Genomic DNA, 23,193 nt, shown 5'->3' with positions numbered 1-23,193 from the left:
AACTGGATTGAGCGAATTATAGGTCAAAACCTATGACCTATCAAATCATTTCGCATCACAATCCGTGCTGGCAATCATCACGGCTCTGATGATAACACAGTGCAAGTTTTATGCGCTATCAAGTATCGGTAATTTCGCCATGGATTGGGACAAACTCAGAATATTTCACGCCGTGGCAGATGCCGGGTCTTTGACCCATGCCGGCGATGCTCTGCATTTGTCGCAATCGGCGGTATCGCGCCAAATCCGCGCGCTGGAAGAAAGCTTGAACGCCACACTTTTTCATCGGCACGCACGTGGACTGATTCTGACAGAACAGGGCGAGCTGCTGTTTGATGCCTCAAAAGCGATGAGCCACCGGCTAGAAGCTGCCGTCGCCCGCATACGCGATAGCAAAGAAGAGGTGTTCGGCGAACTGCGCGTGACGACGACAACCGCCTTCGGGTCGCTTTGGCTGGCCCCGCGCCTGTCGAAACTCTACGAGAAATACCCCGATCTGAAAATCGACCTGATGCTGGAAGAGCAAGTGCTGGACCTGCCGATGCGCGAAGCCGATGTGGCGATCCGCATGAAAGAACCAAGCCAGGCTGATCTGATCCGCAAGCGGTTGATGGATGTGCACATGCGCCTTTACGCGACGCCCAGCTATCTCAAGAAATACGGCACACCTGAAACCCTTGAAGACTTGTCGCAACATCGGCTGATTTGCCAAAATACCGCATCGGCGCAGGTTAGCGCAGGGGCTTCCTTGGTGCAGGAACTTTTGACCTATGACATCAAGTCGCGACTGACGGTGAACAATTATTTCGGTGTGCTTCAAGCGGTGCTGCATGATCTGGGAATCGGTGTGCTGCCAGATTACGTGACGCAAGACTTCACAGAGCTTACGCGCGTGTTGCCCCAAGCAGAAAGCAAAGATATCCCGGTTTTTCTTGCCTATCCCGAGGAATTGAGGGCATCGAAACGGATCGAAGCCTTCCGTGATTTCGTCATGGAGGAGCTTTTGGCACAGCGCCAAAGCAAAAAGAGCTGATCATTCCCCGGCATCGCGCAGAAAAGTCTGTGGCAAGCGCGCCACAGGTGGAGCATCCGACTTTGTGCGCCTTGGTATACAATTGTCCACAAAGCTTACCTTTAACTCATTCTAAAAACAGGCAAACTTTAGACTCTCTCCAACTTTAACGCGATTACGTCCCGCAACCCGCAGCAAGCCATGCAAAAAATACATAGCTGCAATGCGGCATTTTTCCTTGATCCGTCCCGTCGGCACCCCTAATTCTGGTTCAAAGCCGGCGGTGGAGCATCGCTCTGGTCGGTTTTTACCTCCCTGTTGGACTTGGCCGGGCTTTGCCCGGCCTCTTTTTTTCCGAAACGTCCCAAACAGGCGAACTGCCCTTACCTTTGCCCTTTCCCAATCCCCCCCCTTCGCCTAAAAGTCGCGGCATGGACAGCCTAGCCTAAGGGGGAAACAGGCATGCAAGAGCCGAAGATCACCGAGGACCTGATTTCCGCACACGGTTTGAAGCCGGACGAATACGACCTGCTCCTCGAAATCATAGGTCGCGAGCCGACATTCACCGAGCTTGGCATCTTTTCGGCGATGTGGAACGAGCACTGTTCCTATAAATCATCGAAGAAATGGCTGCGCACCCTGCCCACCGAAGGCCCTCAGGTCATTTGCGGTCCGGGCGAAAACGCGGGCATCGTCGATATCGGTGATGGTCAGGCTGTGGTCTTCAAGATGGAAAGCCACAACCACCCGTCCTATATCGAACCCTATCAGGGTGCGGCCACCGGCGTTGGCGGCATTCTGCGCGACGTGTTCACCATGGGCGCGCGCCCCATCGCCGCGATGAACTCCCTGTCTTTTGGCGAAATTGATCACCCCAAGACCAAGCAACTGGTCAACGGGGTCGTCGAAGGCATCGGCGGCTATGGCAACTGTTTCGGCGTTCCCAATGTGGGCGGCGAGGTTCGCTTCCACCCCGCCTATAACGGCAACTGCCTTGTGAACGCCTTTGCCGCGGGCTTGGCCGACACCGACAAGATTTTCTATTCCGCCGCCTCCGGCGTCGGCATGCCTGTCGTCTATCTGGGTGCCAAGACAGGTCGTGACGGTGTGGGCGGCGCGACGATGGCATCGGCCGAGTTTGACGACACGATCGAAGACAAGCGCCCCACGGTGCAAGTCGGTGACCCCTTCACCGAAAAGCGCCTGATGGAAGCCACGCTGGAGTTGATGCAGACCGGCGCTGTCATCTCGATCCAGGACATGGGTGCCGCTGGCCTGACCTGCTCGGCGGTCGAAATGGGCGACAAAGGCGGCCTGGGCGTCAAGCTGAACCTTGAAGACGTGCCCCAGCGCGAAGACAACATGACCGCCTATGAAATGATGCTGTCCGAAAGCCAAGAGCGGATGCTGATGGTGCTGAAGCCGGAAAAAGAGGCTGAAGCCCGCGCCGTGTTCGAAAAGTGGGATCTTGACTTCGCAATCGTCGGTGAAACGCTTGCCGAAGATCGCTTTTTGATCATGCACAACGGCGAGGTCAAAGCCGACCTGCCGCTGTCCCCCCTATCTGGCCGCGCCCCCGAATATGATCGCCCATGGGTAGAAACACCTGCCGTTGAACCTCTTTCGGACGTGCCCGAAATCGACGCGATTGATGGGCTGAAGGCCCTGATTGGCTCGCCCAACTACGCGGCGAAGCAATGGGTCTATGAGCAATACGACCACATGGTCATGGCCGATACCGTTCGCGCACCCGGTCTGGGCGCAGGCATCGTGCGTGTCCACGGCACTGACAAGGCGATTGCCTTCACCTCGGACGTGACGCCGCGCTATGTGATGGCGAACCCGTTTGAAGGCGGCAAGCAAGCGGTGGCAGAGGCTTATCGCAACCTGACTGCCGTCGGCGCAAAGCCCCTTGCGACCACCGACAACCTGAACTTCGGCAACCCCGAAAAACCCGAGATCATGGGCCAGCTTGTGGGTGCCATCAAAGGCATTGGCGAAGCTGTCGCGGCGCTGGACGTTCCCATCGTGTCGGGCAACGTCTCGCTTTACAATGAAACTGACGGTCAAGGCATCCTGCCCACGCCGACCATCGGAGCCGTCGGGCTTCTGGACAGCCTTGAAGACATGATCGACGGTGTGGCCCGTGACGGCCATGTCGCGATGGTCATTGGCGAGACAACCGGGCATCTGGGCCAATCCGCCCTGCTGGCCGAGGTCTTCAACCGCGAAGACGGCGACGCCCCGCATGTGGACCTTGCGGCCGAGAAAATGCACGGCGACTTCATCCGGGCCAATCGCGAACTGATCAAAGCCTGTTCTGACCTGTCTGATGGCGGTCTGGCGATCGCTGCATTTGAAATGGCCGAAGCGGGTGGCGTGGGGGTCTCGCTCGACACTGCCGACACGCCGACCCTGTTCGGAGAAGATCAGGCGCGCTATCTGGTGGCTTGTAACTTCGATCAGGCCGAGGCCTTGATGATTGAGGCGGGCAAGTTGGGCATCCCCATCGCCTCTGTCGGTCGCTTTACAGGCGATACGGTCAAGATGGGTGGCTCAGAAGCGCCGCTGGATGAGTTGGCCCAGATCTTCCGCACAGGATTTGATCAGGCACATCGATGATCCCATGACAGCCCTACCCGACCCACAGGACATGACTGCGTTGGTGGCCGATTGCGCGTCCTGTGCCGGGCTATGCTGCGTGTCGCCGGGCTTTGACGCGGGCGACGATTTTGCCTTCGCCAAGCCTGCGCTTGCCCCGTGCCGTCATCTGGGCGCCGATAACCTATGCCGCATCCATGAAACCCTTGAAGATCAAGGGTTTCCCGGCTGTGCGCGATTTGACTGCAAAGGGGCCGGGCCTTATGTGATGACCCACATCTTCCCGCGCAAACGCTGGCGCAAAGATCGTCAATTGCTAGAGGACATTTCCGAAGCCTATCGCCGGATGCGCGCCATCTGCGACATGATCGAGATGTTTCGCGTGGCCGAAAACCTGCCGCTCAGCCCGACGCAGGAAGCAGCGCGTCAGAAGATGCTGAACACCCTTCTCCCCAACCCTGCCTGGACGGCACCCGGATTGGCCGATGCAGAGCAAGCGGGGCTATTGTCCGACGCCCGCGCTGTGCTGACCAGCTTTCGTGACGCCGTGACGCGCCGCTAGCCCTTGCGGCGCCCTGCCCCCGATCTTAGATTGAGTTGAAACACAAACGAGGTTCTGAACATGGCCATGGAAGCATCCGCAATCGAAGCCCTCATCCGCGAGGCCTTCCCGGACGCAAAAATCACCATCACCGACCTGGCGGGTGACGGAAACCACTATGCCGCCGAAGTGGTGGACGAAAGCTTTCGCGGCCAGAACCGTGTGCAACAGCAACGCGCCGTCTATGCAGCGCTGAAAGAAAAGATGGCCGGCAGCCAGGGCGAGCTTCATGCGCTGGCACTGACCACGAAAATACCAGAATAAAGGTCCGCTTCGGGCCAGCTCCACAGACACGCAAGGACTTCAAACATGACCGACGCAAAAACTCAGATCCAAGATACCGTGAAAGCCAACGATGTTGTGCTTTACATGAAAGGCACCAAGGACATGCCGCAATGCGGGTTTTCGTCCCGCGTGGCCGGCGTTCTGAACTTTATGGGTGTGGACTTCGCCGATGTGAACGTGCTGGCCGATGAGGGCATTCGCCAAGGCATCAAGGACTATTCGGATTGGCCGACCATCCCGCAGCTTTACGTGAAGGGTGAATTCGTGGGTGGCTGCGATATCATCACCGAGATGACGTTGTCGGGCGAACTGGACACGCTGTTTGATGAAAACGGTGTCGCCTATAACAAAGAAGCCGCGGACAAAATCCGCGAAGCGAACGGCTAAGCCCGTTCGCGCGGGTTGGTTTACCGCGCCTTACATTGCGACAGAAGCGTTTCATCCTCACCGCTTTGGGCAATGCCCCAAGTCAGAAACGCTTCGTCGCCCTTGGTCCACCAGATGTATCCTTGCCCATCCGTCGCCTGAGCGTATTTCGCGCCCGATGCCGACTGGACCTGAGTGAGCCCCACCTGCTGCCCTTCGACCGAAACCACAACAAATGATGCATCCGCGCTGTTGACGTAGGTGGCTGTCACGAGCGCCTCGCGTTCGCAGACATATTGCACAGTCATCAGGGCATCGCTTGACCAAACAGGCGTTGCGGCTGTGGCCAGAACAAGCCCAGCACCCATCGCGCTTGCACGACGCCAAAGTCGCGCCATCATCTCAGGAAGCCCGTTCTTCAACCTCAGCTGCCACCGCCTCAGCGCGGGCGGCGATCTCGGCCAACGTATCCGTGACCGCATCGGGAATAACGGGCACTTCGACCTTCTGAGGGGCCGCGTTCTTCAATGCATGAAGCTCAGCCTCAAGTTCCGCCATCCGTTTGTCGGCAAGCTTCACCTTGTCCTCCATCCCGGCGGTCTTGTCGGCAAGCATCAGGCCCGACATCAGCAACAAGCGGCTTTCCGTCAGGTTGCTCATCTGGTTGACCAGAACCGAGGCTTCGGCATTCAACATTGCCGCTGCTGCGTTCAGGAAATGCTCTTCCCCTTCTTGGCAGGCCACGTCGAACGTGCGGTTCCCAATCGTGATTGTAACGTCAGGCATCAGCCCCCTCCCTTTCGGCGGTGTTTGGGGCGTCTGGGTCATTTTCGGCGATCAGCGCGCCAAGCTCGCCCAATACAGCGTCAAGTTCGGCCCGGTCAGCGGATTGCGCAGCGCGCAGCCCTTCCAATTCGGCCATCATGGATTTGTTGATCAAATGCGGCTCGGCGACGCCAGCGCTGATCGCCGCGCGCAGGGCGTCGTTGTTGGCGCGCAAATCCGCGTTGGCGCGGCGAAGTTTGGACAGACTTTTTTCTTCTGACGCCAGTTGATCCTGCAACCGGTCCACTTCGCTTTGCAACGCGGCAACCTTGCGGCCACGCTTGGATTTAAGGTTCTTGACTCGCTCTTGAAGCTGCGCGTTTGCGGTGCGTTCCTCTTCAAGCGCTGCCCTAAGCTGTTCCAGCTCGGCTTCGGTATCTGGCGAACCTGCGTCGGATGGCTGGGGGGATAGTGCCGAAAGGCCGGTGCTGATCCGTTCCAGCGCGGTGGTGATACGGGTTTCCAGTTCGGAAATGTCGCTCATAATCTGCCCTGAACCATTTTCTTTGCCCATTCTTGTCACAAGCCGCCCTGCGACACAACGCTTTGCAAGGGGCGAATCAGCCCTGTGCGCTGCTTTGCCGATCTTACCCAATGCCTTTGCAAAATGCGCCCCCCTCGTTCTTTTCCAAGCACTTGAGCGGCGACGTGCACGCGCGCTTGACCCTTGGCGGAGGGCTGCTATCAGAGGGCAACCCTGAACTTAGCCAAAGGATGTGGACCGTTGGACATCGCCACACTGCGCGCAAGCCACCCCGATCACTGGAAAAAAGCCACTGCGATCCGTTCGCTGACACTGGATGCGGTTGCTGCCGCGAACTCGGGCCACTCTGGCATGCCGATGGGCATGGCCGATGTGGCGACGGTGCTTTTTGAAAACCACCTGAAATTCGATGCCTCCGCACCGCGTTGGGCAGACCGCGATCGGTTCATCCTGTCGGCCGGACACGGCTCGATGCTGATCTATTCGCTGCTGCACCTGACGGGCTATGAAGATGTGACGCTGCAGCAGATCAAGGATTTCCGCCAGTGGGGCGCGATCACCGCCGGTCACCCGGAATACGGCCACGTCTCGGGCGTGGAAACGACGACTGGCCCACTGGGTCAGGGCATCGCCAACGCCGTGGGTTTCGCCATGGCCGAAGAAATCCAGCGCGCGCGCTTCGGCAAGAAGATCGTGGATCACCACACCTATGTGATCGCCGGCGACGGTTGTCTGATGGAAGGCATCAGCCACGAGGCCATTGGTCTGGCCGGGCGTCACCAACTGGGCAAGCTGGTCGTGTTCTGGGACAACAACGACATCACGATCGACGGCAAGGTCTCGCTGTCTGACCGCACCAATCAGGTTATGCGCTTCAAGGCGGCGGGCTGGCATGTGCAGGAAATCGACGGTCACGATCCCGAACAGATCGACGCTGCGATTGCTAAGGCCAAGACGACCAAGAAGCCGTCGATGATTGCCTGCAAGACGCATATCGCGCTGGGTCATGCGGCGCAGGACACCTCGAAGGGGCATGGCGCATTGACCGACGCCGACCAGCTGAAAGCTGCGAAAGAGGCTTATGGCGCACCGCTTGGAGCGTTCCAGGTTCTTGATGATGTGAAGAAAGCCTGGGAAGCCATCGGCGCCAAGGGGGCCGAGGCGCGTGCTGAGTGGGAAGCCCGCTTTGCGTCGATCAGCGAACGCAAACAGGCCGAGTTCAATCGCGCCTATGCGCTGGATGTGCCCAAGAAACTTGGCGGCGTCGTGCGTGCCCTGAAACGTCAGGTGGCCGAAGGTAAGCCCACGGTTGCCACCCGAAAATCGTCGGAAATGGCGCTTGAGGTGATCAACCCTGTGATGCCGGAAACCGTTGGCGGATCGGCAGACCTGACCGGATCGAACAACACCAAGACCGGTGATCTGGGCGTCTTTGACGTGGACAACCGCAAGGGTCGCTACATCTATTGGGGCATCCGCGAACACGGCATGGCCGCTGCGATGAACGGCATGGTGCTGCATGGCGGTATGCGCCCCTACGGCGGCACGTTCTTCTGCTTCACCGATTATGCCCGTCCGGCCATGCGTCTGGCGTCACTGATGAAAATCCCGACCGTGTTCGTGATGACCCACGACAGTATCGGCGTCGGCGAAGACGGCCCGACGCACCAGCCGGTCGAGCATCTGGCGATTTGCCGCGCGACCCCCAACAGCTACACCTTCCGCCCGGCGGACACGGTGGAAACGGCGGAAGCTTGGGAGTTGGCGCTGACCTCGAAGGATACACCATCGACCATGGTTCTGACCCGGCAAAACCTGCCGACCGTGCGCACCGAGTATAAGCAAAAGAACCTCACCGCTCAGGGCGCTTATGTTCTGGCGGATGCGGAAGCTGGCAAGCGTCAGGTGATCCTGATCGCGACCGGGTCCGAGGTGTCGCTGGCGATGGACGCCCGCGCCGCGCTGGAAGCCCAAGGCATCGGCACCCGCGTTGTTTCCATGCCCTGCATGGAGCTTTTCGCGCAGCAAGACGAAGCCTATCGCCGCAAGGTTCTGCCCCCCGGTCCGGTGCGCGTCGGGATCGAAGCTGCCGTGCGTGATGGCGGCTGGGATCGCTGGCTTCTGGGCGAACGTGGCCGCGAGGCCAAAGCCGCCTTCGTGGGGATGGACAGCTTCGGCGCGTCAGCCCCGGCAGGCGTGTTGTTTGAGAAGTTCGGCATTACCGCCGAGAACGTCGTCGCGAAAGCGAAAGGTTTGCTGGGCTAAGCACTAAGCTTCCGAAAGACAGAACGCCTCGCCGGATCTCCGGCGAGGCGTTTCTTTTTGAAACACGCGACACTGACAGCAGCCCGCAATTAACAGATCAATAGAACCCGACCGCGCGGACAGACAGGTCCGCATCGTGATCCCGCCCGAAAGCCGCGACGGCAAGGCTGCGCACAGCCTTGGCATCGAATGTTTTGCGCAACAGCCCTCCATACGGGGCAAAGTCATCAAAGGGAATGCGCACCTGTTTCCATGTCTCTGACACATCGAAAGAGGCTTGATAGAATTGCCACGGGAGCACTGTCCGCGTAGTGCGCAGGTGGACATAATAGGTTTGATCGTTGCCGCGCACGTTCAAAATCACGCCTTGCGCAGTGGCTGGCAACGGCGCGTCCAGCTTTGTGCGGGCCTGAATAAAGCCACCGCGATTGGCGGTGCTGACCTTTCCAGTCAAGCGAAGGATGGGCTGGTCGCCGCTTGCATCAAACGAGGCCGCCCCCTCTGACACGCCCCCCATGACTTGATCGCTGAAATAGTTCCAACGAGATTGGTCCGATAGCGAAAACTGGATCATGGCATCCTCGGCATAGCTGACCACGGGGGCAGCCAAGACGATGGCCAGAGCCAGACCGCGGAATTTTTTTCGTGTCATCAATCACTCCTCGGTTCCAATTCATATAGGAACTGAGGGATGTCACGACAACGCACCACTTATGAAGGGCGCATTCCAGTCTAAACGGTCGCATTGTTGCCGACCCGCGATCATCAAAGCCGTGGAAACTGACTAGGCCTTCCCCTTGAACACGCTTTGCCAAACCGGCCCGATGACGCGCGTCGCCAAAGGAATGATCAACACGCCCAGCGCAAGTCCGACAACACCATCCAGCGTCGCCGTCACCGCCCATTCTATGAAGCCCGGCATGCTGGGCACTGCCTGTGCAGCCGCGACGGCGATGTCGTGAATGACCTCATACGGTTGATGCACGCCGAGTTCGTGCAGCCCGTGAATGATGATAGAACCGCCGACCCAGATCATGGCCGCCGTTCCAATAACCATCAAAAGCTTTAGAAGCCCCGGCATCGCATTCACGACGCCGCGCCCGAAGGCCCGTGTGGCCGACAGCTTGGCATGTTGCGCCATATACAAGCCAACGTCGTCCATTTTCACGATCAACGCCACCGATCCGTAGACAACCACTGTGATCCCAATCGCGACGACCGCCAGAGTGGCCGCCTCCATCCAGATGTTGCTTTCAGGGATGGCTGCCAGCGAAATGGTCATGATCTCGGCCGACAGGATAAAGTCGGTTTTGATCGCACCGGCAATCTTCTCTTCTTCCAGATGGGCCGGGTCGCCAATGTCGTGTTCGGCGTGGTCCCATGTTTCTTCATGGGGGAACAGGACGTGCCAGACCTTTTCCGCCCCTTCGAAACACAGATACGCACCTCCCAACATTAGCAAAGGGGGGATCAGCCATGGTGCAAACGACGACAAAAGCAAGCCAATTGGAAGAAGGATAATCAGCTTGTTCTTGATCGACCCCCACGCGATACGCCCGATGATCGGCAACTCGCGCTTGGGCTCAAACCCCTGAACGTATTTCGGCGTGACGGCGGCATCGTCGATCACCGCCCCGGCCGCTTTCGCCCCAGCCTTGGCCGCTTGCCCGGCCACGTCGTCCACCGACGCCGCCGCAATCTTCGCAATGCCTGCCACATCGTCCAGAAGCGCGATCAAACCACTCATCAAATTCACCCTTTTCGTGATCTTTCCGGAAAACCTAGTGGCTTTCTGTGGCGGTGAAAAGCACTCACCACGAATTTGCGATGTGGCGCATTGGTCTGGGTCGTTTGCGCTAACGACCGAACGACACGTCATGTTTTCGCTAACAAGCTCGCATCAAACGCGTTTTGCGGGTTGGGACATTGGGCGGCGGTCGTTATATCAGCGGAAAGTTTCCGGGCCATCGGGCCAAACCTGAGGGGAAGACGCATGACCGTCACAGTGGGTATCAATGGATTTGGCCGCATCGGCCGCTGCACCTTGGCGCAAATCGCGGCATCGGGCCGCAATGACATCAATGTGGTCAAGGTCAATGCGACCGGCCCGCTTGAAACAGCTGCCCACCTGTTGAAATACGACAGCATCCACGGACGCTTCCCGAACGAGATTTCGCTGGGCAATGGCACCATGGATGTGGGTCGTGGCCCGATGCAGATGATGTCGACCTATGATATGGGCGAGTTGGACTGGACTGGCTGCGACGTGGTTCTGGAATGCACCGGCAATTTCAACGACGGCGAGAAAGCCAAACGCCACATCGAACAGGGCGCGCGCAAGGTGCTGATCTCGGCCCCCGCCAAGAACGTGCAAAAAACCATCGTTCTGGGTGTGAACGACAAAGAGCTGGAAGCGCACCACAACATGGTCTCGAACGGATCATGCACAACGAACGGCTTGGCCCCGCTGGCCAAGGTGCTGCATGAGGCGCTCGGGATCGAGCGTGGAATCATGACCACCATCCACTCCTACACTGGCGACCAGCCGACACTGGACCGCCGCCACAAGGATCTGTATCGCGCCCGCGCGGCGGCCATGGCGATCATTCCGACCTCGACCGGGGCAGCGAAAGCCTTGGGCGAAGTGATGCCGGAACTGGCAGGCAAGCTGGACGGCACCGCGATGCGCGTGCCGACCCCGAATGTCTCGGCCATCGACCTGACATTTGAAGCAGGTCGCGATACCACGGTCGAAGAGGTCAACCAGATCGTGCGCGAAGCCGCCGAGGGTGCCATGTCGCGCGTGCTGGGCTATGACCCCGAACCTAAGGTTTCAATCGACTTCAACCACACCGAACAAAGCTCGATCTTCGCACCCGACCAGACCAAGGTTGTGGGCGGTCGCACCGTTCGTGTGATGGGTTGGTATGACAACGAATGGGGTTTCTCGACCCGCATGGCCGATGTTGCAGTCAAGATGGGGTCGTTCTAAGCGACCCAACCACTTGAAAATCACCCCCGTCCCCCTGTGTGGCGGGGGTTTTCTTTTCCCCCTTGTCCCGGCCCGACAGGCGTTGCAACAATGCGGCCAAACAGGCAGGAGCAGTCCGTGACAAACCAGATCGCGCTTATTCTTGGCATTCTGATCTTGGTGCTGATCGGAGGCGATCTGTTATTGGCAGACGGCACCAACCTTGTGTTTCTTTCCAAAAAGTTCCTCGATTTCACCGAATGGATGGCATTCTGGAGGTAGCCCGCGTCGCCCTATTCTGTGATCATCTCTTGACCTTTTGGGAAAAATGATGATGTTAGCGCTCACATCACACGATCGGCTTTGCCGCTTCTAACGGCAGGCGACGCTCATGCAAGGAAGATGAAAATGACAGTCAAAGTGGCCATCAACGGATTTGGACGGATCGGACGACTGGTGCTGCGTGCCGTGCATGAAACAGGTCGTGATGATATCGAAGTGGTCGCGATCAACGATCTTGGCTCGGTCGAGATGAACGCCCACCTGCTACAATTTGACAGCGTCCATGGCCGTTTCATGAACGAAGTGAAATGGACCGAAACCACCATTGATGCCGGACGCGGCCCGATCGAGGTCACCGCAATCCGCAACCCCGCCGATTTGCCGTGGGGTGACGTCGACATCGTTTTGGAATGCACCGGCATCTTCAAAGGTGACAAGGCGCTTGTGCACCTTGAAAACGGCGCAAGCCGCGTGTTGGTCTCGGCCCCGTCGTCTGGCGCAGACAAGACCATCGTTTACGGCGTGAACCATGACATTTTGACCGCCGACGACGTGCATGTCTCGAACGCATCCTGCACCACGAACTGCTTGGCACCCGTGGCAAAAGCCCTGAATGACGCTGTCGGCATCAAAAAGGGCTTCATGACCACGATCCACTCCTATACCGGCGACCAGCCGACGCTTGACACACTGCACAGCGATTTCTATCGCGCCCGTGCTGCAGCGCTTAGCATGATCCCAACCACCACTGGGGCGGCCCGCGCGGTTGGCCTTGTGCTGCCCGAACTGGCTGGCAAGTTGGACGGTGTTGCGATCCGCGTGCCGACCCCGAACGTGTCTTGTGTCGACCTGACATTCGAAGCCGCGCGCGACACAACGGTGGAAGAAATCAACGCCGCCGCCATCGCCGCCGCCAACGGTCCGCTGAAAGGCGTTCTTGGCATCGTCGATCGTCCGTTGGTGTCCAGCGACTTCAACCATGACCCCCATTCGTCAAGCTTTGCCCTGGACCAAACCAAGGTCCTCGACGGAAACATGGTCCGCGTGCTGAGCTGGTATGACAATGAATGGGGCTTCAGCGTGCGGATGCTGGATACCGCGGTCGAGATGGCGAAACATCTGTAATCTGACGCACTTAAGCGAAAAAGCCGGGGCCTGAACCCCGGTTTTTTTGTGTGTCGGTAGAGGTTTTCGGTTGGTGCGGAAAGTCTGGTTTGCGGCGCGCAAGCCGCTATTCGTCGCAGATGCAAGCAAGTCTGCTTTGCCACGCTTAGCGGATTTTCACCAAGGTTCGCGCATGAATTGCACTCCTTCTACGGCGAAGACCTTGATCCAACGCCGCGGTCCGCCCAATCCTCCAAGAATAGCCTAGGGTCGAAACCCATAACCAGAACATGACCACGAAGGCGCAGGCATCTTCGCGACAGCGACAGGCATGACCTCTGCATGGCGACGTCCATCTTTGAATATTCTGGGGCCACTGGGATCGTCGGGATCGCACCTTCATTCCAAGACTTTTGCGGTCAATAGGAAGCGCGTGTTCGTGAGGTTCTTCAACTTTGATCCCCGCTCGGCAACTCTGAACACAGAGATGGAACTGATGATCGAAAGCACCAGCATGGCCGAGCGCGTTGCACGGTGGCACGACCTTCTTCAAACGTCAGGCCTTGACGGTCATCGGCTGGTTTCCCGTCGAATGGCTTTTGTAAACAGGCTGTCGTATTCCGCGCACGCCATTAAGCAAGTGGAAGCCTCCCGCTCAATCCGGCAAGCCGAGGTCGGGTCGACGCCAAGGTGAGACCTCCATGACGCTTAGGAAGAACGTCGAGAGGCTCTTCGCACATCTCAAATGCATTCTTGGACTGGGCAGGCTCCGACCACAGGGTCCATGCGGCACAAAACCTTTTCACGCTAGGTCGCAGTTGCAGTCGCCGGCATTTTGCACGGCTTTTCATCGAACTGGTCGACCAAGATCATAGGTGATTAGCCGGTTTCAACCGAGCCGTTCTTGTCAAACTTCGAGAAGCCGAACGTCGCAGTAGACAGGTTTCAATGTGTGGTTCGATTAAACCGACCCAATTGGATCCCTGACAGATCAATGGCTCTCCAAGTCGCTCAAATCTGATTGAGGAAGGCGTCAATTCCTGCCTGTGCGACGGCTCTATCTTGATCTGGCGTGCCTGAACTGACCCCGATCCCCCCGACGACATGGCCGTCAACAATGACGGGAAGGCCGCCGCCGACAACCATCAACCGACCGCCGATGGCGGACCCGATCCCATAAGCGGGTGCGCCCGGTTGGCTGGCGATCCCGTATTCATGCGTCGCTTTCTTGGCACCCGCAGCGGTGAACGCCTTGTCGATTGCGATGGTCGTCGACGTCACTTTGCCGCCGTCCATCCTGCAAAAGGCGATCAACAGGCCCGCCTCATCGGTGATCGCGATACACATCGGCACGCCGATCGCCTTCGCCTGTGCCACCGCACCTTCGATAAGGACGTCGGCATCTGCGATATCAAGTCGGGTAACTGAGATCATGTCGTTTCCTTCTTTTGCGGCACGCCAGCAACGTAGGTTTGCGCAATTGCGCGGTCATCGCCCATCATTTGAACGACGAACAATTCGTCCGACAGGCTTTCGGCCCGGTCCATTCGCACGTCCATTGCTGCGGTCGCGCGTACGTTAATGACGACGATGTCGGCTTCTGTTCCCGCATCAAGGGTGCCGATCTTGTCGGCCATCCCCAAGACTTCTGCGTTGCCGCGGGTGATCCAGTGAAAGGCGCGGAGCGTGTGCAATTTCTGATCTTGGAGTTGAAGGATTTTATAGCCTTCATTCAGCGTCTGTAGCATCGAATAGCTGGTCCCTGCCCCGATATCCGTGGCGATCCCGCTTTGGATGCCTCGCGCGCGCAAGCCCGCGTCATCGAACAGCCCGCTCCCGAGGAAGAGGTTGGACGTCGGACAGAACACCGGATGGGCACCGGTGTCGGCCATCGCGCCGATTTCGCGGTCCTTGAGGTGAATGGCATGTCCCAACAAGGTGCGCGGGCCAAGCAGTCCGTTGCCTTCGTAAACATCAAGGTAGTCGCGGGCATCCGGATACAGCGTGGCCGTATAGGCAATCTCGTCGTGGTTCTCGGACAGGTGCGTCTGGATGTAACACTCGGGATGCTCGTTGGCCAATGCGCCAGACATCTCAAGTTGCTCGGGGGTCGAGGTGATCGCAAAGCGCGGCGTAATTGCATAGGAGGCGCGGCCCCTGCCGTGCCACTTTGCAATAAGTGCCTTGCTGTCGTCATAACCCATTTGCGCAGTGTCCAAAATCGCGTCGGGCGCGTTGCGGTCCATCATGGTTTTGCCGGCAATCATCCGCATGTTGCGGTCTTGGGCTTCCGAAAACAACGCTTCGGCGGATGAGGCATGGACCGAACAGAACGCGACGGCGGTCGTCGTGCCATGATCTGTCAACAAATCGCAAAACCGCCCCGCCATGGCGCGGGCGTGTTGGGCGTTGGCGTATTCTGCCTCGGCGGGAAAGGTGTAACCATTCAGCCAGTCCAGCAATTGACTGCCCCAACTGGCGACGATCTGCACCTGCGGGAAGTGGATATGCGTGTCGATAAACCCGGCCATCAGCAAATGGGGGCGGTGGTCTGTAATCTTGGCACCATCGGATGTGACGGCAACCTCATCATAGTTGCCCGAGGCGACAATCATGCCGTCCCGGATCAACACAGCCCCATCTTCGATGTAGCTATAGGCGTCTGTATCGTCAGGACCCAACGGCTCCTGATGAAACGTCAAAAGGCGACCGCGCAGAAGGGTATCGGACATAGGAGAGCTTCTTTCGTGGGGGTGGAGGTGAACGAGACGGCCTTGTCGCGGCCGCCTCGTCAGATTGTGCAATCAAGCGACGTCGAGCGCCGGGCTATCATCGTCCACGAGGTCAGGCTCGTCAGAAACGATGATGCGATGCTCAAGGTCTTCCTTGGGCGCAACCATCGGATAGATCAGCATGAACGCGCCGATAATCAGGTAGCCGATCGTGACACCGTCAAATTGCGGCATCTGCAAGGTGTAACTGTGGATAATCCCGATCGATGACATCACAGCCGCTGCGATTGCGAACCCGCCTGCCTGCTTGAACCGCCCGTCGATCACATCCGCCGCAATAGCGCCCCAGACAAGTCCGGTGATGATCGCGCCTTGCGACAAGGCAAGGTGGCCTTCGTAATGGGCCCCTTCCATGAGCAGCGCCGCCGTCAACTCGCCATCGCCCAAACCGGGCAGGCCTTCGACACCTGTGTTGCGCAGAGCGTTCATCAACGACCCCCACTTGGTGATCAGGAAGTTCGAGATATGGGGCAAGATCGCAAATGCGACAGCCGCCATGTGCGCAGGTTTCACCGCGTAACCGGTGTTGGTGATCAGGCTCACGGCCACGAACACCAGAACAGGGGCTGCTGCTGCAATCGGGATCAACCCGGCGAGGAACGACAGGAAGCCAAGGAACGCCGCAGCCGCAATGACAAGGGCCACGCCGATGATATATCCAGCGCGTGCATCCATCCGCTTGTAGGCTGGGTGGCCGATATAGACTGTTGTCGGGAAAGGCGAGCCGAACAACGCGCCGATCATTGTGCCCGCACCGTCTGTCACCTGACAGACGGCAACCGGATAGCTGTCGCCCGCGGCTTCGGCGGATTCTACGTTATTCATCGTTTCAATGAAGTTGTAGATCTGCACCGGGATCAGAACGAGGAACAACTCGGGATTGGCAAACAGATATTGAATACCGATGAGCATGTCCCCGAAATAGGGAATGGGCGCGTAAAAACCGATGCCGTCGGTGTTGAAAGACGACTGACCAAGGAAAATCGCGATGAGCGTGCCGACCCCAATCGCCACCAGACCGGCAGGCAGATTGCCCGGCAGGCGGAAGCGACCGATCAGACCCCACAGGATGAACAACAGCGACGTAAAGCCGATCAGGGGATGTTCAAAGATCGTGGCCAGCGGAACCGACCCGATGAACACCAAGGCGATACCGCACAGCGTGCCCAGCATACCCGCGCGCGGCGTGATCCGTTTCAGGAACGGGCCAACGATTGCACCGAACGCTGCGACGATGCCGCCCATGAAGCCTGCGCCAATGCCGACCTGCCAGGCCAGCAGGGAATCGCCCGTCGCCCAGTAGATCGGGCCGATGACGCCGAACAGGTAAACGAACATGACGGGGGTCGAGATACCGTAGGGCAGCGCCGTTACGTCTTTGCCCTGCCTGTTGGCGACCCATCTGGCCATCAATGTGTAAACGACCACACCCGCAAGGATCGCAACCGCAGCACCCGGCACAATACGGCCAAAGACGATTTCGGCTGGCATCTGAAAGACGAACTGACAGATCCCGGACAGGATCAGAAGATTGACAAGGTTGTCGGTGAACAAGGCCCAGAACGCGTTAAAATCGTTCCTGTTGAATAACTTGTAGCTGAAGACTGTATCAGACATTTCGGGTTTCCTCCCATTGGTATTGCTCCGCGCCGCCCTTCTCAGACGATCTTTGCGGAGTTTGGTTCTGTTGGTGTGATGGCGACGTCGGGCGCGGTGCCGGACCGGTCAGCCGTGTCATGACTTCTGCCACAACGAAGGCCGCGATGACCTCGGGGCGCTTGTCGGCGCTTTGTGTCGGACCGATGGGGCAGGTGAGATTGCAGGTGTCTTTCGTGACTGAATTGGAGGCGTGAAAGCGCGAGAACTTGGCCCGTTTCGTCGCGGACCCGATCAGGCCGACATAGGCCGCGTCGCCTCGGTCCAGCGCCTCGGATGTCAGCAGGAAATCAAGCGCGTGATCATGGGTCAGCACGATGAAGGCACTGTTCGGCGGGGCGCAGCGTATGTCCGCCTCTGCCATTGCAGATAGGCGCGTCTCGACCTTCGCATCACACAGGGATAGCTCTTCGTGCCGCGCGTCAATCAGAATGCATTGCACAGGCAAGAACTGAAAGAAACGCGCCAACGCGCGCCCGACATGACCCGCGCCGAGGATGTAGACATGCGGGCGCTGAGCAATATCGCGCATCTCAGCCCCGCACTCTGCCAGTCGATCCGCGACTGTCATCTGGTGCAATGTGACGGCGACCCGGCCCCCGCAACACTGACCGATCTCCGGCCCCAATGGCACGTCCATATCTTCCGCCAAATGCCCGGCACGCAACATCGCGCGGGCCTTGTCGATGGCCATATACTCCAGTTGTCCGCCACCGATTGTCCCGTGCAGGCCATCGGCGCTGACAAACATCTGCGCGCCTGCGTCACGCGGCGATGACCCGCGCACATCCGTCAGGCGGATGTGGACGACGTCTTCGGGTGTTGACAGGAAGTCGGCGAGGGTCATGGTATCAGCCCTTCAAACGCTCGACCGCCATCAACACACGCTCTGGCGTGGCAGGCGCATCCAGACGGGGGCATTCACGGTAATCGGCGATACTGGCGACCGCGTGCGACAAGGCCTCGAACACCGAAATGCCAAGCATGAACGGCGGCTCACCCACGGCCTTGGACCGCTTGATGGTGTGTTCCTTGTTCTCGGACCACGCCGCTAGGTTCGTGTTGAAGATGCGCGGACGATCCGACGCCAGCGGGATCTTGTAAGTCGACGGCGCATGGGTGCGCAGCTGGCCCTGAGCGTCCCACCACAGCTCTTCTGTGGTGAGCCACCCCATGCCCTGAATGAACGCACCCTCAACCTGACCGACATCAAGGATCGGATTCAGGGATTTGCCGACATCATGCAGAATATCGGTGCGTTCGACGCGGTATTCGCCCGTCAACGTGTCAACGGAGACTTCAGAACATGCGGCACCGTATGCGTAATAGTAGAACGGACGGCCCTGCCCCGTTTCGCGATCCCAATGGATCTTAGGTGTCTTGTAAAACCCTGCTGCGGACAGGTGGACACGGGCCATATAGGCCTGCTTGATGAAATCACGGGAGGACATGATCTCATCGCCCACCTGAACCGCATTGGGGAGGAAACGCACGGCATCGGCATCGGTTTTCCAATGCTCGGCCGCAAACGCCACCAGTCGTTCCTTGATCTGCCGTGCCGCGTCCCGCGCGGCCATCCCGTTCAGGTCAGACCCTGATGAGGCCGCCGTCGCGGAGGTGTTCGGCACTTTTTCCGTTGTCGTCTTGGTGATCTTGATCATGTCAAAATCCACCTGAAGCTCATCGGCCACGATCTGCGCGATCTTGGTGTTCAGACCCTGACCCATTTCCGTGCCGCCATGGTTCAGATGCACCGACCCATCCGAATAGATGTGCAGCAATGCTCCGGCCTGATTGTACCAGGTGGCCGTAAACGAAATCCCGAACTTCACCGGGGTCAGCGCGATCCCCTTACGGATCGTGCCACCTTTTGCGTTCCACTCAAGAATGGCCTGACGGCGGGCGCGGTAATCGGCGCTGTCTTCCAGCTCCTGACAGATGCGCGGCGCGATATTGTCTTCAACGGTCTGGTGATAGGGCGTCACATCGCGCCCATTGTCGCCGTAGAAATTGCGCTTGCGCACCTCAAGGCTGTCCAGCCCGCGGTGATAGGCGATCTCTTCCATGATCCGTTCGGCCGCAATCACGCCCTGCGGTCCGCCAAAGCCGCGAAAGGCGGTGTTGGACACGGTGTTGGTCTTCATCGGGTGCGAATTCAGCAGGACGTTCGGGTAGTAATAGGCGTTATCAGCATGAAACAGCGCGCGGTCGGTTACCGGGCCTGACAGGTCGGACGAAAACCCGCAGCGCGCCGCAAAATCTCCGGTCACAGCTTCGATCACACCGTCGTCGTCGAAGCCCACTTCGTAGTCGATCACGAAGTCATGGCGCTTGCCGGTCGCTGACATATCGTCGTCGCGATCCGGGCGGATTTTCACGGCGCGGTTCCATTTTTTCGCCGCCACGGCGGCTACCGAACAGAACAGGTTCATCTGGGTTTCCTTGCCCCCGAACCCGCCCCCCATGCGACGCACGTTGATGGTCACGGCATTCGACGGCACACCCAGAACATGCGCCACCATGTGCTGCGCTTCCGACGGGTGCTGCGTGGAGGAGTGAACGATGACGTCGTCATCTTCGCCGGGAATGGCAAACGCGATATGGCCTTCAAGATACATGTGATCCTGCCCGCCAACACGCAGCTTGCCCGTGATACGGTGGGCCGCCTTGCTCATCGCGCTTTCGGCCTCGCCCCGTTTGAGCGTCAACGGCGGGGTCACATACCCCATGCCGGCCTCTTGCGCGGCTTCGGGATCCAGCGCGTGGGGCAGGTCTTCGTAGGTGATCTGCGCCAGCTTGGCCGCACGGCGGGCCGCATCGCGTGTCTCGGCCACGACGGCGAACATCGGCTGCCCCCAGAACTCGACCTTCTCAGTGGCGAAGATCGGCTCGTCATTGCGCCCTGTCGGGGAGACGTCGTTGACGCCCGGAATATCGTCTGCCGTCAGCACGCCGACAACGCCGGGGGCAGCGCGCACGGCGCTCAGATCCACGTCGCGCAGCAGCGCATGGGCCTTGGTGGAAAGCCCCAGATAGGCATGCAGGGTTCCGATGGGTTCTGCGATATCATCGCAGTATTCAGCGCGGCCTGTGACGTGTTTGATGGCGCTGTCATGGCGCAGATCGGTGTTCACGCCACCCTTGATCGGGGCATTCGCAGATTTTTGAACATTCATAGCAAATCTCTCCCTTACGCGCTGAGGCGGTTGGTGGTGGCGTCGCTTTGCTGGTCCAGCCAGAATTTGCGGAACAGGTTCTTGGACACTTGCAGGCGGTAATCGGACGATGCGCGCCAGTCGCTGAGCGGGCTGAAATCGTCGCCAAGCCGCTGGGCGGCTGCGATCAGCGCAGCCTCGCTCCATGCTGCGCCGACTAGCGCCGCTTCCGCGTGTGCGGCCCGCTTGGGGGTCGCGGCCATACCGCCGAATGCGATCCGCGCGGCGGTGATTGTGCCGCCCTCGACGGTGACGTTGAATGCCGCACAGACGGACGAGATATCTTCGTCGCGACGTTTGGATATCTTGTAGGCCGCGTGAATGGTGTCCTTGGCGGGGCGTGGGACGCTGATGCTTTCCAGAAACTCGCCCTTAGAGATGTCCTGCTTGCCGTAGTCGATGAAGAAGTCCTCGATCGGGATGGTTCGGCGGACGCCACCTTTGCGCAGCGTGATAGATGCACCAAGGGCGATCAGAACCGGTGGCGTGTCGCCGATGGGCGATCCGTTGGCGATATTGCCGCCGATCGACCCCATGCTGCGGATTTGCCAACCCGCGATCCGGTCCCAGAACGCGGCAAGGTGCGGGTAGTCGTCAGACATCGCCGTCCGGCTGTCGGTATAGCTTACACCCGCGCCGATTTTGATCTCGTCCTCTGTGACGTCGAGTTGGCGCAGCTCGTCCAGATGGCTCAGGAACACGACGGGAGAGATATCGCGCAGGAACTTCGTCACCCAAAGACCCACATCGGTCGCCCCTGCGATGATCGTCGCGTCAGGGGTTTCCAGCAGAACTTCCGCCAGATCATCTACAGAAGCGGGCAAGATACAGCGGCTGCCACCGCTTGACACTTCAACCCGTTTGCCATCGCGCAACTGCGCAAGCTTGGCGGTCATTGCCGCCCGTTCCAGTGTCAGCGCGTCATCGGCTGGGCTGCCGTGGGCGGTCACGGCCTTCGCTGCTTTGATGATCGGCTCGTAACCCGTGCAGCGGCACAAGTTGCCTTGAAGCGCGGTTTCAATCTCGGTCTCGGACGGTTCGGGGTTCCCCATCCAAAGCGCATAAAGCGACATGACGAAGCCCGGCGTGCAGAAGCCGCACTGGCTGCCGTGATGATCCACCATCGCCTGTTGGACGGGATGCAGCTTCCCGTTCGGACCGGACAGATATTCAACGGAGACAACATGGCAAGCATCGAGCGACGCTGTCAGCCGGATGCAGGCATTCACCGGCTCATAGCGCAGCACGCCATTTTGCAACCGTCCCACCAGAACCGTGCACGCGCCGCAATCGCCCTCGGCGCAGCCTTCCTTGGTGCCGGTCAGGCGGCGATCAATCCGCAGGAAATCAAGCAAGGTGTCACTTGCGCTCACGGTGTCCAATGTCACGTCGCGGTCGTTCAGCACGAAGCGTATTTCGGATCTGGTTGTCATAATTCCTCCCTTGCCGCAGTCGGGAATCTGCGATCTCAGCAACTATGACTCACTTAACTATCCCGAAATACGGCGCATTCAGCTACGCTCTTTCAACGATTCGTAGATAATCAGAGGTTCCCGTGCCCTATCTTGAAAGCCTGAGAGTATTCGTGAGAGTGGTCGAGCTTGGCAGTATCACAGCCGGTGGGCGCGACCTGCGACTGACACCGGCGGTCGCGAGCAAACGTATCAAAGAGCTTGAACGACGGTTGGATGTGCGTCTGTTCAACCGTACGACCCGAAAGCTGTCCCCCACGGACGTCGGCCAAACATTCTACGATCACGCCCGCCAGGTTGTGCAAACCTTGGAAGACGCCGAGGCCGCGATTTCCGGCTATTCCCAAACACCGCACGGCACCGTGCAGGTGACAGCGCCCCTTGGCGTCGGAAAGCGATTGGTCGCACCGATCATTCCCGAATTTGTCGATATGTATCCGGATGTGTCGGTGCGGCTGCGCCTGTCAGACCGCAAGGTGGATCTGTTGGAGGACGGCCTTGATGTGGCGCTGTTCATTGGCCGGCCGCCGGATTCGAACCTGAAGCTGCGCAAGATTATGGACACGCCGCGGATCCTTTGTGCCGCGCCGTCCTATCTTGAAAAACACGGTGTGCCGCAGACACCCGATGATTTGACGCGCCACAATTGCCTGCTCTTGCGTTACCCACGATCGCCCGAATGGTTCTGGACGTTGTCGACATCTGAAGGCCCTAAGCGGATGGACGTCTCGGGCAGTTACGATTCCGATGACGGTGATGTGCTGACGGCATGGGCCTGTGCCGGGCGTGGTATCATCAACAAGCCGCGTTTCGATGTCATCTCCCACCTCCAAAGCGGGGACCTCGTCGAAGTGCTCCCTGAAACGCCGCCAGAACCCGCGATGTTCGGATGCCTCTATCCGCACCGGCGATTGCAGGACAACAAAGTTCGCCTTTTCATTGATTTCTTGCTTGAGCGCTGCCGTGAGAAGCTGTCCCTGACATAAACTGCGAATAGGTCTCCTATCGGTCGCAAGCAGACCCGGCAAACGCTGGCTCAAATGGCAGGTTTGCCCCGCGATGCTGACCGTGGACTACATTGCGGCGAACGTAAGGTGTCCGCCCATGTTGCGACGGTTCGACCTCATTCCAATACGTAGTCTTCTCCAATTTCGCCGCTCTTGTTGCGATGTCGTCGGAACTAGCGATACGTCTGATGCAGAAAGTGATGATGTTTTCATACCCAAACTGGGTATTTGCCGTATACCAATGCGCCATTCTTT

At 58.8% G+C, this 23,193-nt stretch carries 21 protein-coding genes; 10 read left to right on the top strand and 11 right to left on the bottom strand.

Features of this window, described 5'->3' with window-relative positions:
- The first annotated feature begins 139 nt into the window (after positions 1–139).
- The 5 genes from Q0864_RS02045 (at position 140) to grxD (ending at position 4,886) form a co-directional block, all read left to right on the top strand.
- Complete coding sequence (locus Q0864_RS02045) at positions 140–1,033, top strand: LysR family transcriptional regulator (RefSeq protein WP_298565665.1); 894 nt, start codon at positions 140–142, stop codon at positions 1,031–1,033.
- Positions 1,034–1,474: 441 nt separating this feature from the next.
- Positions 1,475–3,634, top strand: coding sequence for a phosphoribosylformylglycinamidine synthase subunit PurL (gene purL / locus Q0864_RS02040; protein ID WP_298565663.1), 2,160 nt, complete (start codon positions 1,475–1,477; stop codon positions 3,632–3,634).
- 4 nt (positions 3,635–3,638) lie between these two features.
- A complete protein-coding gene (locus Q0864_RS02035) occupies positions 3,639–4,175 on the top strand; it encodes a hypothetical protein (RefSeq protein ID WP_298565661.1) in 537 nt (178 codons plus the stop codon).
- 60 nt (positions 4,176–4,235) lie between these two features.
- Positions 4,236–4,478: a BolA family transcriptional regulator gene (locus Q0864_RS02030; protein ID WP_298565659.1), complete on the top strand. Its 243-nt coding sequence runs from the start codon at positions 4,236–4,238 to the stop codon at positions 4,476–4,478.
- A gap of 45 nt (positions 4,479–4,523) precedes the next feature.
- Positions 4,524–4,886, top strand: a complete 363-nt coding sequence (grxD, locus tag Q0864_RS02025; RefSeq protein ID WP_248369356.1) for a Grx4 family monothiol glutaredoxin — start codon at positions 4,524–4,526, stop codon at positions 4,884–4,886.
- A gap of 20 nt (positions 4,887–4,906) precedes the next feature.
- Here the strand turns inward: grxD and Q0864_RS02020 are convergent, their stop codons facing one another.
- Genes Q0864_RS02020 through Q0864_RS02010 form a run of 3 tightly spaced genes read right to left on the bottom strand, consistent with a single transcriptional unit; the run spans position 4,907 to position 6,174 of the window.
- The gene (locus tag Q0864_RS02020) at positions 4,907–5,266 is read right to left on the bottom strand and encodes an MliC family protein (protein ID WP_298565656.1); all 360 of its coding nucleotides are present in this window, start codon (positions 5,264–5,266) and stop codon (positions 4,907–4,909) included.
- Position 5,267: 1 nt separating this feature from the next.
- Entirely contained in the window at positions 5,268–5,651 is a 384-nt protein-coding gene (locus tag Q0864_RS02015; RefSeq protein ID WP_298565655.1) for a cell division protein ZapA, read from the bottom strand.
- Complete coding sequence (locus Q0864_RS02010) at positions 5,644–6,174, bottom strand: hypothetical protein (protein WP_298565653.1); 531 nt, start codon at positions 6,172–6,174, stop codon at positions 5,644–5,646. The genes Q0864_RS02015 and Q0864_RS02010 overlap by 8 nt, the downstream gene beginning before the upstream one ends.
- 240 nt (positions 6,175–6,414) lie before the next feature.
- Here Q0864_RS02010 and tkt point away from each other — a divergent pair, with 240 nt between their 5' ends.
- A complete protein-coding gene (gene tkt / locus Q0864_RS02005; protein ID WP_298565651.1) occupies positions 6,415–8,439 on the top strand; it encodes a transketolase in 2,025 nt (674 codons plus the stop codon).
- Positions 8,440–8,536: 97 nt separating this feature from the next.
- Here tkt and Q0864_RS02000 read toward each other — a convergent pair whose 3' ends face one another.
- Entirely contained in the window at positions 8,537–9,091 is a 555-nt protein-coding gene (locus tag Q0864_RS02000; RefSeq protein ID WP_298565649.1) for a CIA30 family protein, read from the bottom strand.
- A 132-nt stretch (positions 9,092–9,223) separates the two neighbouring features.
- Positions 9,224–10,186, bottom strand: a complete 963-nt coding sequence (locus Q0864_RS01995) for a DUF808 domain-containing protein (protein ID WP_298565648.1) — start codon at positions 10,184–10,186, stop codon at positions 9,224–9,226.
- Between the two features lie 246 nt (positions 10,187–10,432).
- Here Q0864_RS01995 and gap (Q0864_RS01990) point away from each other — a divergent pair, with 246 nt between their 5' ends.
- The 3 genes from gap (Q0864_RS01990) to gap (Q0864_RS01980) all read left to right on the top strand — a co-directional run bounded on the left by gap (Q0864_RS01990) (position 10,433) and on the right by gap (Q0864_RS01980) (position 12,817).
- Positions 10,433–11,431, top strand: coding sequence for a type I glyceraldehyde-3-phosphate dehydrogenase (gene gap, locus Q0864_RS01990; protein WP_298565647.1), 999 nt, complete (start codon positions 10,433–10,435; stop codon positions 11,429–11,431).
- Positions 11,432–11,548: 117 nt separating this feature from the next.
- Complete coding sequence (locus tag Q0864_RS01985; RefSeq protein ID WP_248369338.1) at positions 11,549–11,692, top strand: hypothetical protein; 144 nt, start codon at positions 11,549–11,551, stop codon at positions 11,690–11,692.
- A 126-nt stretch (positions 11,693–11,818) separates the two neighbouring features.
- Positions 11,819–12,817 (top strand): type I glyceraldehyde-3-phosphate dehydrogenase, encoded by a 999-nt coding sequence (gene gap / locus Q0864_RS01980; RefSeq protein WP_298565644.1) that lies wholly within the window; start codon positions 11,819–11,821, stop codon positions 12,815–12,817.
- Positions 12,818–13,807: 990 nt separating this feature from the next.
- Here the strand turns inward: gap (Q0864_RS01980) and Q0864_RS01975 are convergent.
- From Q0864_RS01975 to xdhA, 6 genes are all read right to left on the bottom strand, one after another.
- Entirely contained in the window at positions 13,808–14,230 is a 423-nt protein-coding gene (locus Q0864_RS01975) for a heme-binding protein (RefSeq protein ID WP_298565642.1), read from the bottom strand.
- On the bottom strand, positions 14,227–15,528 hold the full coding sequence (gene guaD / locus Q0864_RS01970) for a guanine deaminase (RefSeq protein ID WP_298565640.1): 1,302 nt from the start codon (positions 15,526–15,528) through the stop codon (positions 14,227–14,229). Before guaD ends, Q0864_RS01975 begins: the two co-directional genes overlap by 4 nt.
- Positions 15,529–15,600: 72 nt before the next feature.
- Positions 15,601–17,205 carry a xanthine/uracil/vitamin C permease gene (locus Q0864_RS01965; RefSeq protein WP_298565638.1) on the bottom strand — a complete coding sequence of 535 codons (1,605 nt, stop codon included), beginning with the start codon at positions 17,203–17,205 and terminating at the stop codon, positions 15,601–15,603.
- The gene (gene xdhC / locus Q0864_RS01960; protein ID WP_298565636.1) at positions 17,198–18,091 is read right to left on the bottom strand and encodes a xanthine dehydrogenase accessory protein XdhC; all 894 of its coding nucleotides are present in this window, start codon (positions 18,089–18,091) and stop codon (positions 17,198–17,200) included. Before xdhC ends, Q0864_RS01965 begins: the two co-directional genes overlap by 8 nt.
- Before the next feature lie 4 nt (positions 18,092–18,095).
- On the bottom strand, positions 18,096–20,420 hold the full coding sequence (gene xdhB, locus Q0864_RS01955; protein WP_298565634.1) for a xanthine dehydrogenase molybdopterin binding subunit: 2,325 nt from the start codon (positions 20,418–20,420) through the stop codon (positions 18,096–18,098).
- A 14-nt stretch (positions 20,421–20,434) separates the two neighbouring features.
- Positions 20,435–21,892 carry a xanthine dehydrogenase small subunit gene (gene xdhA, locus Q0864_RS01950; protein WP_298565632.1) on the bottom strand — a complete coding sequence of 486 codons (1,458 nt, stop codon included), beginning with the start codon at positions 21,890–21,892 and terminating at the stop codon, positions 20,435–20,437.
- A gap of 122 nt (positions 21,893–22,014) precedes the next feature.
- Here xdhA and Q0864_RS01945 point away from each other — a divergent pair, with 122 nt between their 5' ends.
- On the top strand, positions 22,015–22,917 hold the full coding sequence (locus Q0864_RS01945) for a LysR family transcriptional regulator (RefSeq protein ID WP_248363161.1): 903 nt from the start codon (positions 22,015–22,017) through the stop codon (positions 22,915–22,917).
- The last annotated feature ends 276 nt before the right edge of the window (positions 22,918–23,193 follow it).

This window comes from uncultured Aliiroseovarius sp. (assembly GCF_947497285.1).
Classification (GTDB): Bacteria; Pseudomonadota; Alphaproteobacteria; order Rhodobacterales; family Rhodobacteraceae; genus Aliiroseovarius.
The sequence above is the reverse complement of the archived record's forward strand: the minus strand, read 5'-3'. Positions and strand labels throughout refer to the sequence as shown.